18 protein-coding genes are annotated in these 15,508 nt (G+C 69.3%); 2 read left to right on the forward strand and 16 right to left on the reverse strand.

Annotated features, from left to right (window positions below; translation table 11 throughout):
* Positions 1 to 123 precede the first annotated feature (123 nt).
* From ACGFNU_RS03320 to ACGFNU_RS03335, 4 genes are all read right to left on the reverse strand, one after another.
* The gene (locus tag ACGFNU_RS03320; RefSeq protein WP_392589737.1) at positions 124 to 1,074 is read right to left on the reverse strand and encodes a DMT family transporter; all 951 of its coding nucleotides are present in this window, start codon (positions 1,072 to 1,074) and stop codon (positions 124 to 126) included.
* A 61-nt stretch (positions 1,075 to 1,135) separates the two neighbouring features.
* Complete coding sequence (locus ACGFNU_RS03325) at positions 1,136 to 2,074, reverse strand: AraC family transcriptional regulator (RefSeq protein ID WP_392590985.1); 939 nt, start codon at positions 2,072 to 2,074, stop codon at positions 1,136 to 1,138.
* Entirely contained in the window at positions 2,040 to 2,273 is a 234-nt protein-coding gene (locus ACGFNU_RS03330) for a hypothetical protein (RefSeq protein WP_392589739.1), read from the reverse strand. The genes ACGFNU_RS03325 and ACGFNU_RS03330 overlap by 35 nt, the downstream gene beginning before the upstream one ends.
* Positions 2,274 to 2,360: 87 nt before the next feature.
* Positions 2,361 to 2,849 carry a MerR family transcriptional regulator gene (locus tag ACGFNU_RS03335; RefSeq protein ID WP_392589740.1) on the reverse strand — a complete coding sequence of 163 codons (489 nt, stop codon included), beginning with the start codon at positions 2,847 to 2,849 and terminating at the stop codon, positions 2,361 to 2,363.
* A 28-nt stretch (positions 2,850 to 2,877) separates the two neighbouring features.
* Between ACGFNU_RS03335 and ACGFNU_RS03340 the strand changes: the two genes are divergently transcribed.
* Together ACGFNU_RS03340 and ACGFNU_RS03345 are read left to right on the forward strand one after the other, a co-directional pair.
* Positions 2,878 to 3,627, forward strand: a complete 750-nt coding sequence (locus tag ACGFNU_RS03340; protein WP_392589742.1) for a methyltransferase domain-containing protein — start codon at positions 2,878 to 2,880, stop codon at positions 3,625 to 3,627.
* A gap of 66 nt (positions 3,628 to 3,693) precedes the next feature.
* Entirely contained in the window at positions 3,694 to 4,044 is a 351-nt protein-coding gene (locus ACGFNU_RS03345) for a VOC family protein (RefSeq protein ID WP_392589743.1), read from the forward strand.
* A gap of 334 nt (positions 4,045 to 4,378) precedes the next feature.
* Here the strand turns inward: ACGFNU_RS03345 and ACGFNU_RS03350 are convergent, their stop codons facing one another.
* The 12 genes from ACGFNU_RS03350 to ACGFNU_RS03405 form a co-directional block, all read right to left on the reverse strand.
* Positions 4,379 to 5,074 carry a dienelactone hydrolase family protein gene (locus ACGFNU_RS03350; protein WP_392589745.1) on the reverse strand — a complete coding sequence of 232 codons (696 nt, stop codon included), beginning with the start codon at positions 5,072 to 5,074 and terminating at the stop codon, positions 4,379 to 4,381.
* 832 nt (positions 5,075 to 5,906) lie between these two features.
* On the reverse strand, positions 5,907 to 6,362 hold the full coding sequence (locus ACGFNU_RS03355) for a TetR/AcrR family transcriptional regulator (protein WP_392589747.1): 456 nt from the start codon (positions 6,360 to 6,362) through the stop codon (positions 5,907 to 5,909).
* Between the two features lie 23 nt (positions 6,363 to 6,385).
* Positions 6,386 to 6,517, reverse strand: a complete 132-nt coding sequence (locus ACGFNU_RS03360) for a hypothetical protein (protein ID WP_392589749.1) — start codon at positions 6,515 to 6,517, stop codon at positions 6,386 to 6,388.
* Positions 6,518 to 6,604: 87 nt separating this feature from the next.
* On the reverse strand, positions 6,605 to 7,321 hold the full coding sequence (locus ACGFNU_RS03365) for a bleomycin resistance protein (RefSeq protein WP_392589751.1): 717 nt from the start codon (positions 7,319 to 7,321) through the stop codon (positions 6,605 to 6,607).
* A 132-nt stretch (positions 7,322 to 7,453) separates the two neighbouring features.
* Positions 7,454 to 8,647 (reverse strand): endonuclease/exonuclease/phosphatase family protein, encoded by a 1,194-nt coding sequence (locus ACGFNU_RS03370; protein ID WP_392589753.1) that lies wholly within the window; start codon positions 8,645 to 8,647, stop codon positions 7,454 to 7,456.
* 281 nt (positions 8,648 to 8,928) lie between these two features.
* Positions 8,929 to 9,786 carry an SGNH/GDSL hydrolase family protein gene (locus tag ACGFNU_RS03375; RefSeq protein ID WP_392589755.1) on the reverse strand — a complete coding sequence of 286 codons (858 nt, stop codon included), beginning with the start codon at positions 9,784 to 9,786 and terminating at the stop codon, positions 8,929 to 8,931.
* Between the two features lie 762 nt (positions 9,787 to 10,548).
* A complete protein-coding gene (dinB, locus tag ACGFNU_RS03380) occupies positions 10,549 to 11,742 on the reverse strand; it encodes a DNA polymerase IV (protein WP_392589757.1) in 1,194 nt (397 codons plus the stop codon).
* A gap of 113 nt (positions 11,743 to 11,855) precedes the next feature.
* A complete protein-coding gene (locus ACGFNU_RS03385; protein ID WP_392589758.1) occupies positions 11,856 to 12,782 on the reverse strand; it encodes an SRPBCC family protein in 927 nt (308 codons plus the stop codon).
* A complete protein-coding gene (locus ACGFNU_RS03390; RefSeq protein WP_392589760.1) occupies positions 12,779 to 13,105 on the reverse strand; it encodes an ArsR/SmtB family transcription factor in 327 nt (108 codons plus the stop codon). Before ACGFNU_RS03390 ends, ACGFNU_RS03385 begins: the two co-directional genes overlap by 4 nt.
* Positions 13,106 to 13,157: 52 nt before the next feature.
* A complete protein-coding gene (locus ACGFNU_RS03395) occupies positions 13,158 to 13,526 on the reverse strand; it encodes a hypothetical protein (protein WP_392589762.1) in 369 nt (122 codons plus the stop codon).
* Between the two features lie 66 nt (positions 13,527 to 13,592).
* Positions 13,593 to 14,711, reverse strand: coding sequence for an XRE family transcriptional regulator (locus tag ACGFNU_RS03400; RefSeq protein WP_392589763.1), 1,119 nt, complete (start codon positions 14,709 to 14,711; stop codon positions 13,593 to 13,595).
* Positions 14,708 to 15,481 (reverse strand): hypothetical protein, encoded by a 774-nt coding sequence (locus tag ACGFNU_RS03405; protein ID WP_392589765.1) that lies wholly within the window; start codon positions 15,479 to 15,481, stop codon positions 14,708 to 14,710. The genes ACGFNU_RS03400 and ACGFNU_RS03405 overlap by 4 nt, the downstream gene beginning before the upstream one ends.
* Between the last annotated feature and the right edge of the window lie 27 nt (positions 15,482 to 15,508).

Consider the following 15,508-nt stretch of genomic DNA (forward strand, 5'->3'; position numbering starts at 1 on the left):
CCACCAATCGCAGGTGGTGCGGCGCCTGGTGGTGCGGCGCCCGGTGGTGCGGCGGCTGGCAGGTGGCGGTGGTCGGTGCGGCGGCGGTCGGGGCGGCGGTGATCGGTGCGTTGGGGTGGTTTGTTAGCGGGGTAGGGCGTCGGCGTGTTGGGCATCGGCGGGTGGTGCGTCGGCTGGTAGTGCGCCTACAGGCGGGGCGTCGGTGAGGTTCGCCTTGGTGGCGGGTTGGCGGGCGGTGGCCAGGACGGAGCCGCAGAGGATCAGGGCAAACGAGACGACGATGGTGGACGTGAGGGGCTCGCTTAGGAGGATCACGCCGGCGACGACGGCGACGGCCGGGTTCACGTAGGTGAAGACCATCGCCCTGGAGGTGCCGACCTCGCGGATGAGCTCCAGGAAGAGCATGAACGCCAGCGCCGTGCAGATGGCTCCGAGCCCGGCGAGGGCGGCGAGCACGCGTCCGCTGGGCATCGTGTCCGGCCACGTCACGACGGCCGGAGGCAGGTAGACGAGCGCGGCGAACGTGAGGCACACCGTGGTCAGCGGCAGGTTCGGCAGGTCGGCCAGCTTGCGGGCGGCGATCAGCGGGGCGGTCGAGTAGCCGAGCACGACGAGCATCACTTCGCCGATCGACCAGGCGCTGCCGCCGTCCAGGTGCGGTGCCGCCAGGACGGCGACGCCCGCCAGACCGAGCAACAGCCCGGCCCACCGCGCCGGTCCGAGTCGTTCGGCGTCACCGGTCAGGCGCGCCACCAGCACCCCGACGATCGGCACGGCGGCGATGAGCAGACCCGTCATGGAGCTGGACAGCTCGCGTTCGGCGTCGGACAGCAACGCCCACGGCCCGAGGATCTCCAGCAGGGAGAACACGGCGAGCCATCTCCAGTGGCGGCGGAGCATGCCGAATCCCCCGGCACGCAGCGCGAAGGGCAGCAGCAGGACGGCGCCCAGCCCGGTCCGCGCGAACACCAGCACGGGCACCGAGACCCCCTCGACCGCCACCTTGATCATCAGGTAGGGAATCCCCCACAGCACGCTCATCAGCGCGAACAACACCCACCCGCGGCGACTCACCACGTCCTCCATTCGTTCCACACGCACCTGCGCGTCGCACGGCACCCAGCCGCCGACGGGGTCAGCTTCGCCGCGTCCGGAACCCGCTGTCTTGAACGCTGTTGCGGTACGCGCCGGGCGTCACGCCGAGCACACGCCGGAACCACCTGGTCAAATGAGCCTGGTCCGCGAACCCGACCAGCGTCGCCGCCTCGGCCGGCCGGTGTCCGGCGTCGAGCAGCGCGCGGGCTCTGGCCACCCGATGCTGCGCGAGCCAGGCGTACGGCGGCATTCCCTGGACGTCACGGAACGCACGCAGCAGTTGGTAGCGCGACAGCCCGAGGTCGGCGGCGAGGTCGGCGAGCGTTGGAGGATCCGTCAGTTCGTCTGCGAGACGCCCCGTGACCGTGCAAGCGATCCGGGTCGCTGCGGTGTCGCCTCGTTCAGCGGCCAGTCGTCCTGGCCCAGGTGACGAACCATGCCTGCGGACGAGCTCACGCATCAGTTCGAGCAGCCGGGTCTCGCCTTCCAGCGAATCGTCGCCCCGGGCAAGCATGCGATGTGTGAGCCAGAGCTCCTGCGCGAGCTTCTCGTCCCGTACGAAAGCCTCAGGGAAATGCGGAGCACGAAGCGCGCTTTCCGAGAGAAGGTCCGCACTCGGATAGAAGACCCTGTACGAGAAGCCGCACGCATCCGCCGGACCGCCCGTGTGCGCCTCTCCTGGTTCCAGCATCACCAGCATGCCGGGCCCGGTGTAATGACGTTCACCTCGGTAGCTCATGACCTCGAGCCCGTCCGTGGTCACGCCGATCGCATACTCCTCGTGAGCATGCGGCGCGTAGTGCCGGCTGCCGATGCGCGCGGTCAGCAGGTCGAGGGGGACGCCACCCTGGATCCCGCCGATGCGCGTCCAGACCGCCCGATCCGGTCGGCGATCGTCGACGCCGCCGCCCGGAGCTGGCGGAGCGGCCGGAGCGGAAGGCCGGTCAGGCGGAGAAGAGGTGCCTGAGCCGCCAGCGATCCGCGTCACGGCTGAGCTCCGCGATCGCCACGCCTTCGGCCCCGGTGATCCGGACGCGGTAGAGACGGCCGTCCGGGGACGATCCGTAGGTCTTCAGAACCTCGTCCACCGCGTAGCGCGAACCCCGCCATTCGTACGCGGTGAGCCGTCCGGCCGTGTCGTGCTCGGCCCGTACAGGCTCGTTCAGAAGGTGCCCCATGAGTCCGCCAGCGTAGCACCACATCGAACTGATGTTCGTCGCCCGAGGCGCCTCTACCGACCCTCTCACCTGCGCATATTCGCTCGTTCACGCGGCGGGCCCGCCGCGCACATTTTGGGAATCGTTGACGGTCGGGCGTGGCGGCATGCCGGCGCCGACGAGGTCCACGGGGAGGGCGAGACGGGCCCGGGCGGCGATTTCGGCCCGGAAGTCGGGACACGCCGCGAGGTCCTCCTGCTCGCAGTCGAGCGCGCAGTCGATCAGCTCGAGGGACGCCTGCGCCTCGGCGATCCGCCGGGCGAGTTCGGCGCGCCGGCTGAGCAGGACGGCGCGGCGTTCGGCCCGGCCCGGCGCGGACAGCATCGCGCGGATCTCCGCCAGCCCGAAACCCCCGTCCTTGGCCCGGAGGATGATCGCGATCCGGTAGAGGTCGCCGGTGCCGTAGCGCCGCCGGTCCCCCGTGACACGGGCCGGGGCGAGCAGTCCCATCGACTCCCAGTGCCGCAGCACGTGGGTCGCCAACCCGAAATGGGCCGCGACCTCGCCGATGCTCATCGAGACACCGCTTGACTTCATGTCGACATTAAGTCGGACGATGACGCGCGTGTCCAGAACAGACGAAATTGACGCCCTGATCCCCTTGCTCGACGCCGTCGACGCCATTCCGGGCGCGGCCGAACTGCGCGCCCGCTCGTACGACCTCCTCGCCTCGGCACCCGGTGCGCTGGTGGTGGACGTGGGCTGCGGCGCCGGACGGGCCGTGACGGAACTGACCGACCGCGGCGCACGAGCCGTCGGCATCGATCTCAGCGACCAGATGATCGCCGTGGCGCGGCATCGCCGCCCGGACGGCGACTTCCGCGTCGGTTCCGCCTACGAGCTGCCCTTCCGGGACGGAGAGGCGAACGGCTATCGAGCCGAGAAGGTCTTCCATGACCTCGACGACCAGGCGCGCGCGATCTCCGAGGCACGGCGAGTGCTCGCACCCGGCGGCCGCATCGTCCTGATAGGCCAGGACTGGGACACGTTCGTCATCGAGTCCGACGACCCGCACCTCACCCGAACGATCGTTCACGCCCGCGCGGACCTCGTCAGCAACCCCCGCGCGGCTCGCGGTCACCGGAATCTCCTCCTGGACGCGGGCTTCGAGAACGTCGAGGTCGAGGTGCTGACGGGCATGCCGGACGGGGCGACGGCCGTGGCCATGCTCACCGGTATCGCCGAAGCCTCCTTCTCAGCGGGCGCCATCACCCGTGCGCAAGCCGACGCCTGGCTCGCCGAACAACGCGAGCGCGCTGCGACGGACCGTGCCTTCCTGGCCGTCCCGCTCTTCGTCGCCTCCGCCACCCGCTGACCGGGACCCGCCTCAGGCCACAATCGGTCTGGGTCGGGGACGGAGGGCCGGGGTAGAACCACCAGCATGATCAACGGGGTGCACGTCATCATCCACAGCCGTGACGCCGATGCGGACCGGGCGTTCATCCGCGACGTCCTCGGCTTCCCGGGCGTGGACGCGGGCGGCGGCTGGCTGATCTTCAAGTTGCCGCCCGCCGAGATCGCCGCGCATCCCACCGACGGCGAGCCGCAGCACGAGCTCTACCTCATGTGCGACGGTCTTGAGGGAACCCTCGCCGACCTGCGTTCGAAGGGCGTCGAGATCACGAAGCCGCCGAGCGACCAAGGCTGGGGCACGATCGCGGCGATCAAGCTACCCAGCGGCGCCGAACTCTCCCTGTACGAACCGCACCACCCGATCGCCTACAACCTCTGACTCAACCCCCAGGCGACCCGAACAAACGCCTGCGCCCCCTGGGCCAACGCCCAGGATCTCTAACGACCGCCGCTGCCCGCCCGCTTGCAAGCGCGCGGCAACAACTCGGCCTTCTGTCTTGCACCCCCTACCGCCGGATCAGGGCGCGTCCATCCGCTGTTGCGGCATCGCGGCCGGCACGTCCGCAAGCACGCGGTCGCGCTGATCGCGCGCGACGCCGGGGACGCGCGGGCCTTGTCGGCGAGCCTGATCCCGCTCACCGCCGGCGACGACCCGCAGGCCGTGCCGGACGCCTGCGGCCTCTGGCTAAGGCCTCCGCCTCCCTGGCGAGTGCTCAGGAGTTCTGGCGACCGCCCCCGACCGGCAGGTGACGCGCCAGGAAGTCTTCGGCGAGCCCCCAAGCACGCCGCGCCGGCTCAGGCACATGGAACATGGGCGCCCGATGGTTGAGGAACGCGTGTCCGGCGTCTTCCTGGACGTGGAATTCGACGTTCGGCCTGCCTTCCACTGCCTTCTCCACAGCCGCGACCGTCTCTCGCGGGATGTACGGGTCCGAGCCGCCGAAGTGGAACTGGATCGGGCACTCGATCCTGTCCAGCACCGCGAGTTGGTCGGCGACGCCCGATCCGTAGAAGGAGAGCACGGCGGCAGGCTCACGCTGTCCCGCCAAGAGGTACGCCATCGTCCCGCCGAAGCAGAACCCGAGCACCCCCGGCGCCCCCTCGATCCCGGGCATCGCCTTGACGTGATCGAACGCCGCGCAGAGATCGTCCATCCCCTGGGCGAAGTCGAAGCGGGAGACCATCTCCAGCGACTGCTGGGTGCCCTCTTCGGTGTGGGCGGCCTCCCAGTTGGGCTGCAATCGCCAGAAGAGGTCCGGCGCAGCGACGACGTACCCCAGACGCGTGAGCTCCTGGGCCACGTCCCGGATGTACTCGCCGACCCCGTAGATCTCCTGGATCAGCAGCACGCCGGGCCCGTGACCGGCCTCCGGCAACCACACCGAGAGATCGAAGGTTCCGTCTGGCACGCGTACCGAATCCGTTCGCATCATCCGCCGTTCTCCTCACGCAGTCTCGGGGGGCCAAGTTATCCACAGACTGAGGGTAAGGAAATACACACGCCGGAACCTCTGTGAATGCCGAGCCAAAGGCGCCGCCTCCACAGGGGAATCCCCAAAAGACCAGGTTCTCCAGGGCTTTGCGCACAAGTCGCGGGTGTGCCGTCCCCGGCCGAACGCCCCGACCACAGCAATCCACAATCTGTGGAAAACCTAGCTGCACAGCCTGCGGATGACGGCCCAGACGACTACCCACGGCCCGTCCCCCGGCCTTCCCCAGGTTGCCCACGGTTGTCCACCACCGGGGATAAGCCGATGACCAGCAAGAACAGGCACTTCTTACGTGCTGTCGACATCCCCATGCACAACCTGTGGGCGGGCGGCCTCCACACCATCGGGACAACGATGAGTCACGTCACCCACCGCCCGTCCCCAGCCAGTCCCCAGGTTGGACGCCCCCTGTGCACGCCACCATCCCCATACCGTCCAGCAAGCCACCAGCCGACACTCCGACCACCCGCCCATCCCGGAAACAGAGCAGAGCTGACGCAAAGGCCACCCCGCAGCCGGGCCGATGCGAGGCCGCGCGCGGGCAGGCGGGCGATCAGGCGGAGCCGGTGGTCGAACGCCAGGACGGTGAGGGTCGAGGGCCGCGGGTCGCCGGTGGCGGGATCGGGGCGCAGGCCGGGACCGAGGACGAGCGCGGCCACGTCGGCGGCGGGGACCTCGGTCGTCGCGCGGGGGCCACGGGGCTGAGGTGGCGCGGAGGCGTAGGTGGCGCGGGGGTGTAGGGCGGGGCGGGTTAGGGGCAGGCGGCTTTGACCAGGGTGCGGGCGGCTTGCCTGGCGGCGGAGACTACCTCGGGGGCGGGCTCAAGGGAGGCGGCGGACATGGCGCCGTCCAGGAGGACGGTCAGCTGGCGGGCGAGCAGTGCCGGGGCCGGGGCTCCGGCGGCGGTGGCCAACTGGGTGGCCCATTCCCGCACGGACTTCTTGTGCGCGACGGTCGCCAGGTGCACCGGGGTGCCCGGGAGCGACTCGCTGGCGCTGTTGATGAACGCGCAGCCGCGGAACTGCTCGCTGTCCCCTGACGGCGCGATCGCGTCGAACATCGCGATCAGCTGCTCGCGCGGGTCGTCGCCGGCGGCGGCCGCCGCGTCGCGGAGCATGCGGCGCCACTTCTCGTCGGCCTGCCGCAGGTAGGCGAGCACCAGCTCGTCCTTGGACTTGAAGTGTGCGTACAGGGTCGCCTTGGCCACGCCCGACTCGGCGATGATCCGGTCTACGCCGTGTCGTCCAGGTCCACGGTGACCGGGCCGCGCCGTGACGCCCGCACGACCTCGTGTTCCTTCTCCAGCAGTCCGGCGACCGCCGAGCCGATCGTGCCGGTCGCACCGATGACGATGATCTTCATTTGGGAGTTTCCTCGGAGCTTGGGAGACAGACAGATCTGTCTAGTGACATCCGAAGACGAGACAGACCTGTCTGTCTAGTCTTCGACTCAGGCGGATCCGGTGAGCCCTTGGAGATCGTTCAACCGGTGCAACTCGTCGGACACCGCCGCCCGCTCCTCGTCGGAGAGCTCGATTCGTACCGCCTCGGCCACCAGCTCCTGAGCACGTGGTTCGTCTTCCAGCTGAAGGGCGACATCGGCCCGAAGCACCAGGACCTCAAGCCGCTGCGTCAGCGTGAGATCCGCACCGTCAGCCGCCAAGAGGTGATCGAGAACCTTCGCCGCGCCGCCGAAGTCCTCTTTGGAGTTCACGAAGAGCCGCGCCGTATGCAGAGCCTTGCCGACCTTGTCCTTCGGCGCCGGCCGGTGCGAGAAGTCCTCGGAGGTGGGCTGGCCGATGCGCAGTTGGTTGCCGTCCGGATCGGTCACCAGGAACTGCCGGACGCCGTACGACATTTCACCCAGCCTGCCGATCCTGGGCAGCCCTCGCGTGGGGATGCGGCCGAGCGAGGCCTTGAGCCCGCTCCGGAACGCCTCGTACAGCGCGTCGACGCCGGTCGTCGTGACGTAGCACATGAAGAGACCCGTAGTGGGGTCGTGCCCCTTCAGCCCGAAGAACTGCAGCTCAATGCCGCCACGTTGAACGGCGATGAACGGATTGGGTCGGGTCTGCCGGAACGCCAGCTCGAAGCCGAGCGCCTCGTAGAAGGCCCAGCAGTCGTCGATGGAACGGCAGGGAAAGATCGGAGTGGTCTTTTCGCCCATGCCGCGACCGTACGCGCGGATCTTCCGCTAGTCAAACTTGACTAGCGGACGAGCGTGAGGGTCACGCGGAGGGCTGAGCCTCACATTCGCCGCTGGCGCGCACTGCGCTGCGGCTCGTCCCCACGTATGACCTCAGCGGCGCAGGTCCAGCCACACCAGGCGGTGGTCGGAACTCGGGAACGGGAAAGTGCCCGTGAGCCTGGACAGCGGATCGGCTGCGACAGGCCAGAAGACACCGCCGCGCACAGGGTGCAGTCTGCGCGAGGGCAGGACGTAGTCCACACGCAGGTTGCCTGGCGCGTTGTCGGCGAAGTCGGCCGTGTCGTACGCGGGATTACCTCGGTGCGTGGTGTTGGCACCGCCCTGCAACGCGGCGGCTTCGGGCGCGCCGGCGCTGGTCGGCACGACCGACGCGTTCACCCGGGGATTGCGGAGGAGCTGGTTGATGGCGCCGTTGACGCTGTCACCGTCCAGCGGGTCGGCGTTCTGGTCTCCGGCGATCACGAACGAGGCGCCCCGGCTCAGCCCGCCGCGCCGGCCCCTGTCGTCGTAGATGTAGCGAGCGGTGGAGCCCCCGCGCACGTAGTCCGCCCAGAGCCGGATCTCGTCGTGGTTGCGGCGGCCGTTGCGGTCCTCGGGCCCGTCGAAGGTGGGCGGCGTCGGGTGGGAGACGAGGAAGTGCACGGTGCGGCGGCCGACGCGGATCGGAAGGTCCCAGTGGCTCTTGGACGAGAGCCGGACGACTTTCTGCTCGGCGGGCGAGTACCAGTCGGCGGGCGCGGGCGTGCTCGGGTCGTCCGGCAGCAGGGCGCCCGGCATGTCCTTCCACTTGAACTTCTGGAACGTGCGGATCCGCCGCTCGTCGATCGGGTAGCGCGAGTACACCGCCAGCCCGTACTGGCCCGGGAAGACACCGAAGCCGTACGAGTCGTCTCCGTAGCCGGCCGCGCCGGGCTCGGTCACCACCTTGCCGTCGTTGTTGAGATCGAATCCCGACGGGATGCCGGTGTTGCTCGGCGCCACGAAACGGTGCCGGTAGCTGATCGGCGCGGCGCCGTTCTGGCCGACGGACAGGTAGTTGTCCTGGAACAGCCGCGCGGCCTGGCCGCGCGCATCGAAGTCGAACTCGTTGATGAGGATGACGTCCGGCCGCGTCCGCTGGATGATCTCGGCGATCGTCCGTGCCTGCGCGTTCGCCGGCGTCGACAGGTCTGCGACCAGCGCGCCCTCGGCGTTGCGGTTGAGCGAGGCGTTGAACGTGGCGAACCGCACGTTCTTCGCCGCGCCCACGCCGGCCACGCTGACCCAGGCCGCGTTCGCGGCCACCGCCGAAGCGTGCCTGCCAGGCGCCGACGCGGAGGATGCCGCTCCTGCCGCTGAGGCAGCCGCGCCAGGCGCCGTGACGGCGCTCAGTCCCGCGACGGTCGCCGCGAGGGCGAGGCCGGCAGCGGCCGAGGTGGTACGAGCACGGACGGGCTTCATGCGCTTCTCCTCACCGGCGACGACCGGTTGATCCTGACATGCCCATCTCATCCGGCAAGTGATCGGCGCACAACGGTGCGGCAACGGCTTTGTTAGCAGTGTCCGTGCTTCCGCGGACCGGCGGGCTACAGGTCCTCGAGATCGATGGCCGCGGCGATGGCGTGGTTGCCCGCGTCATTCGAGTGCAGGCCGTCCATGAAGACGTACCCCGGCCGCGGCTTGAGCGGGTCGGACGGGTCGCTCATCACCTTGGCGACGTCCACGACGCCGTCGTACTCGCCGCTGTTCCGGATCCAGGTGTTGACCGCCTGCCGAATGCCCTCGGCCTCTTCGTTCCAGATCGGGAAGAGCGCGCCCTTCATCGGCAGGATGGTCGCGCCGATGGCCTTCACACCCTGCGCGTGCGCGGCCCTGATCAGTGCCCGATGCCCGTCGATGAGCTGCTTCGCCGTCACCTTCGGGTTCGGGTGGACGCAGGGATCGTCGACCTGGGGCGCGCCGAGGTCGTTCGCGCCGAGGTGGACGATCACCGACCGCACACCGGGCCTGCTGAGCACGTCGCGCTGGAATCTCGACAGCGCCTTGTCTCCGCCGCACGCCGAGTCGTTCAGCAGCTTGTTGGAGCCGATGCCCGCGTTGACCACACCGAACGGACGGCGCGCGGCGGCGAGGCGTTCGGCGAGGTGGTCGGGGAATCGCGAGTCCGCACCCGGAGTGGCGCCGACGCCGTCGACGAGCGAATCCCCGAGCGTCACCACGGTGTTCCGGCCGGGCCGTCCACCTCCCGCCACCTCGACACCGCTTAGGAAGTACCAGGCGTTGGTCGACTCGGTGAACGCGTCGGCGCCGACGTCCGAGAGCCGGTCCCCCTTGGCCCGGTAGGTCTTGTCCAACGCGAACCGGTGGAACGTCGCAGGGCCGGTCGACTCCGCGAACCGCAACGTCACCGTCAGCCGTTCGAGAGGCGAGGTGGTCAGCGGCACGGCGTCACTGACGGACTCCTGCCCTGTCGGCACGACCGCAGACGCCGAACGTCCGAATGTGAGCTTCTTCGACGTCTCCGGCCACACCAACGCACCTCCCGCAGAACGTCCAATGGTCGCGCCAGTGACACGCAGCGGCTTGCTCCCGTACACGTTGGACAGGCGAATACGAACGGAAGTGCCGCCAGTGGTGACCCGTACGACCTGACGTACGGACTGGTCGGCGAAACCCTGCTGGGACCAGTTGGCGCCACTGTCCTCGTTTCCGGCGACAGGACGTTGAACGGACGTCCCCCAAGCACCCACCCAAGGCGTTCCAGGCGGAGGCGGAACCGCCCTCCCGGAACTGAGCACCGCGGCCCCCGCTGAGAACGCGGGGGAGTTGTGGACAATGCCGACGATCAGTGCCGCACCGGCGAGAGCGCCGACGGAAATCCGTGCGATGCGGGCGGAAGGCGTGATGAGCTGCATACCTGAAACTTCATCGTGAACGGGCTCCTCACACATCCGGGAGGACCCCCATCTTCAGGTGGGGCTGTCCCTAGGTCATCCCTGGGCACCAACCCCCAAGCGCCCGTGCCATCCACAGCCTGTGGACAACCAACCCCACAGGCCCTTACCGGCGACAATGGCGCGACGCGCACGGCCGATCCCCAGCGTCTTCCCCAAGGCCCATCTTCCACAGATCAAAGACGGCGTGTGGCCGGGGCGCGAAATCCGGCGCAGGCGTGGAGCTCTAGCGCGTGTTGAAAATGAGGGTGGTTAGTCGGGGAGTAGGGGGACGGAGATGCCCGGGTCGCGGCCCAGGAGGACGCCTCGGGTGATCGCGGAGGAGCCGAAGCGGTCGCGGACGTCGTCCACCGCGGTGTCGAGGGCGGGGCCGGTGGCGCGATCGAAGGGGAGGGCGAGCTGAACGGCGCTGTCGTCGTGCAGGTTGCCGAGGGTGAAGCCGATCAGCGTGATCCCCTGCGCCTCGATCATCGGCAAGGCAGCGGACAGCAGGTCGCGGGCGGCACCGAGGATGGCCTCGGTCTCGGCGGTCGCCTGGGGCAACGTGTGAGAACGGGTCACCCGCGTGAAGTCGTCGAACCGCAGCCGCAGCGTGACGGTGCGGCAGACCCGGTCGGCGGCGCGCAGTCTCCGGCCGAGACGGTCGATCAGTCCGACCATGAAGGCGTCCAACTCCTCCGGCGACCGCCGACGCCGTCCGAGCGCCCGCTGCGCGCCCATCGAGCGCCGCCGGACGCCCGTTCGCACCGGACGCGGGTCGCGGTTGTGCGCGAGGGCGTGCAGATGCCGGCCGGACGCCCCGCCGAGCATCGAGACGAGCACGTTCTCGGGCAGCCGGGCCACCTCGCCGACGGTCGTGATGCCGCGTTCCTTGAGCTTTTCGGCGGTGACCGGGCCGACGCCCCACAGCCTCCCGACCGGCAGCGGATGCAGGAAGTCCAGCTCGCCGTCCGGCGGTACCAGCAGGAGCCCGTCCGGCTTGGCGACGCCGCTGGCCACCTTGGCGAGGAACTTGGTCCGTGCGACCCCGACCGTGATCGGCAGCCCGACCTCTTCGAGGATCTCCCGGCGCAGGCGCACGGCGATGTCCACAGGCCTGCCGGAGATCTTCCGCAGGCCGCTCACGTCGAGGAACGCCTCGTCGATCGAGAGGCCTTCGACCATCGGGGTCGTGTGCCTGAAGACCGCGAAGACGGCCTTGCTGGCGTCCGCGTACACCGACATCCGCGGCGGAACGACGGCCGCCTGGGGGCACAGGCGCCGCGCCTGCCCGCCGCTCATCGCCGTGCGGACGCCGTACGCCTTGGCTTCGTAGCTGGCCGCGAGCACCACGCCGCCGCCCACGATCACGGGCCTGGCCCGCAGCCGAGGGTCGTCACGTTGCTCGACCGACGCATAGAACGCGTCCAGGTCAGCGTGCAGGATCGCCGCCGCCTCATCAGACACGAACATATGTTCGCATGGACGACCTCACCATGCGAGAGCGGTCGCCCCAGGCCAGGCGCGCCGCGCAAGAGCCGTGGCTCTAGGCCATGCGGGCCGCGTCAGGGCGGTGTTCTCTAGGCGAGGCGCGCCGCATAGCGCTCGGTCAGTTGTCCGAATCGCTCCTCTGACCAGCAGAGATCCGTCTCGCCCTGGGTGGCGGCGAAGAACAGCTCCAGGTGCAGGTGCCATGTGGCGAGCGCATCGGGCCGCAGCTCAGCCGTGACGTGGGTCAGCTCCACCCGCACTCCGAGGTTCGGATCGGAGATGATCTCCCATCGCACGGAGCCCTCCGGCGTCGCCTCGTACTCCAGGACGTGCGGCGCCTCGACCCGGGTGATCCGGCCGGCCGGTACGTGCCCGTTGGCCGCGCGCCTGGGCGGTTCGTCCCCCACGTTCGGCGTCGCGTCCTCCACGAGCAGCCGCCAGACGTCGTCGACCGGCTTCCAGACGAGGTCACGGGCGAAGTGAAGCTCGTAGCCCGCGTCCAGGTGCCGGACGGTGCCGTCGCCGAGGCCGAACGCCTCGATGTAGTGCGCCATCGGGGTGACCAAGTCGGAACGAGGCGTCACGGTCCGGCCGTCGAGCCGTCCCGCCAGCTCGTCCAGGCAGGTGTCCCAGCCGGCGGCGGTACGACCGGCCCCGAGCTTCCCGACGATGCCGCCCCCGATGGTCTGCGTGAACACCAGCAGGCACCCGTCGCCGTCCGGGAGGAGCTCGAACCGCAGGACGTCCGCGTTCCATCGGAACATGAACACCCTCGGCGGATCGACCTCGAGCACCTCGCCGTCCCACGTCCCGTCCACGACCGCCTCCTCCGGGAACGTGAACCGCATCGGCGCGCCGGGGCGCAGCTCGGCCTCGACCTTGGCGGGGAACCAGGCGGCCATCTCCGCCGGATCGCTCACCGCCCGCCACACCTTCTCGGGCGGATGCTTGAGCCGCCGCTCGAAGCGCAGCGTGGGTTCGCCGTTGATCGTCTGGAGGGTCGCTTCCTTGGTCATGTCGTGTCCTCGATGTCGTCCGGCATGGCGTCCAGGTGGCGTTCGAGGGCGTCGAGACTGTGCGTCCACATGCGCCGGTACGGTGCGAGCCATTCGTCGATCTCGGCCAGCGGCTCCGGGCGGAGCCGGTACCAGCGCCGCTGCGCGTCCTGCCGGACCTCCACGAGGCCGGCGCCGCGCAGCACCTTCAGATGTTTGGAGACGGTCGGCTGCGCGAGCGCGAGCCGTTCCACCAGATCACCGACCAGCCTCTCGCCGTCGCGCAGCAGATCAAGGATCTCCCGGCGGCGCGGCTCGGCCAGCACCTCGAACGTTGATGCCATAACAGCAATATAGCTGGATAGGCATATAACGTCGAGCGACCACTCGGAATCCTCAGAAGGGACCCTCCGCTCGGCGCATCCATTCGTCCCAGTTGCCGTCGGGATCTTGGGCCTGGGCAAGCTCGGTCATGTACGTCCGGTCGCGCCCGCGCTTCCTGCTCTTCGGATCACGCGGATCCGACGGGTCACTGGGCCGAGGATCCCGCGGTACCCGGCTGTAGTCCTGGCCCTCGATCGGCCGCACGGTCTTGTCCGGGACGATGCCGCCCTTCACGAACCACGCGCCGTCGTCCGTCTGCTCCAGCCACGCGATCCTGGCACCCCAGCCTCGCCCCTCCGTCACGGGGAGCCGCTGCCATTCCAGCAGGTAAGCGACGCCCTGGATGAGCTGGGCGTGAACGATGGGTGGAACTCGTGCCATACGCAAGGTCTACCGGAAAGCCCACCAAAAGCCGAACAAAGGTTCGATAACCGCTCGTTCACGATCTCACAGCACGCCCAGTGCGGGCTGGCTCCGCTCGGGGGCCAGGAAATCGAGATCGGCACGGGTGACGCCCGCGCGGCCGGCAAGTTGATCACGGTCGGTGCCCGACTCGGCGACGAGCTCCACGGCCCGGGTGAGCATGGTCGGGCGTTCGAGGGGCCTGCCGGGACCGGGCTCGCGGCGCCGCCAGCCGCGGGCGCTCATGCTGCTCATCGCGTTGCGGTAGGTGCTCTCGGGCATGATCCCCAGCGTCCGGGTGCGGTACAGCAGCGCGGCCATGCTGACCCCCCACGCGGCCCTCAGTTCCGCGAGCCGGGTCCAGTCCGCCGTCCGGGGAAGGTGATCGGCGACGGCGGCTTCCGGCATGAGGAACTCGGCGGCGAAGCGGTGGGCCTGATCCTCGACGATCTTGCTGCCGGGCTCGGCGTCCGAGTGCATGACCAGATGCCCGAGCTCGTGGGCGGCGTCGAAACGGTTGCGCCAGTAGTCGCCCTTGGCGGGGTTGAACAACACCATTGGGCGAGGGTGCGCGCCGATGCTGAACGCGTCGACACGTTCGGTATGCGAAGGCAGGATCAGCACGATGATTCCGTGCTTCTCCAGCAGGCGCACCATGTGAGGGATGGGGCCGGACTCGCCGAGCATCTCCTCGCGTGCCCGCCTGGCGGCCTCCACAGGTCCAAGGCCCGCGACCTCGTCCGGCGATACGGGGTATTCCGGGAGGTTCGCGACCGGAAGCTCGACCAGGTCCTCCACCGCGGTCACGATGTCGGCGGCGATCCGTCCATAGGCGAGGGCCTGGTCGCGCTCGATCTGCGTGGTCGAGCGCAGCGACCTGAAGTGCGCGGTGTCCAACTGGACGGGACTGCGGCCGGCGTGGAAGAACTCCACCGGGACGCCGAGCGCGATCGCCAGCTTGGACAAGGTCCGTTCCGAGGGGCGGTGCACCCCGGCCTCATACTGGCCGACCGCGGTCGGGGTCGTGTCGATCGCCTGGGCCAGCTGGTTCTTGCGCAGCCCGCGCAGCCGCCGAGCGAGGGTCAGCCGTTCGCAGTCGAACAGCAGCCGGGCCTCGGTGAGTCGCCTCGCTGTCTGTGCCGCACGGTCATCGATGCTGTTCACTGGGCCGTTTCGACGATGGTGTTCGCGGTTTTCGAGGTGTTCGCGGCGTTCGCCGTTTTCGACGTGTTCGCTGTGTTGGCCGACCTCCGGTGGAGCGTGACGGGCACATCGGCGTCCGTGTCGTTCCACAACGGGAGGGTGGGCTCGACGAGCCTACGGCGCGGATCGGGTCCGAGGGTGTCGTCGTTCAGGGGCTGCAACCAGTGCCAGGCCTCCCCACCATCGGCGTTCAGCCTGGGCAGACCCAAGAACAGCTCCATCTCCAGCGGCTCATCAGTGGCGCTGTGCGCGAGAACGAGCGTCACCACCCCGGGCGTGTCATCGGTGTCCGTCAAGCCGAGATCCAGCGCCAGTTGAGGATCGCCACTGAACTCCTGCCGGGCGACCGCCTGCTTGGTCGGGCTCTCCCGGTCCCAGCGGATGGCCCGCACCGCCCCGAACTCGTGACGCTTGAGCAGCACCCGATGGCGGCCGAGCCGCCAGCCAGGCGAACCATTGAGGTCGTCACGAACGACGTTGCCGGCGAACGGGCCACTGAGTTCGGGCGGCTCCTCGGCGGCGCCCACGCCGAAGACCCGATCCAGCTGGGACTCCAGCACGTCGAAGGCGGTGAACCCGAACGAGCGTTCCTTGAAGCCGGACGCCCGGTCCAGCGCCCCCGTGACGACGAGCGTCGCCTCCGTGTGGGCCTCTCGCAAGCCGTGCAGGAACCCCGTGGGCAGAAGCTCCGACCACGTTTCCCGGACTTCGGCACCGCCACCCTCGATCATGAAGCGAACTATAGAGGTTCACATACC

Origin of the sequence: Spirillospora sp. NPDC048911 (assembly GCF_043198015.1) — a bacterium.
GTDB lineage: Bacteria > Actinomycetota > Actinomycetes > Streptosporangiales > Streptosporangiaceae > Spirillospora.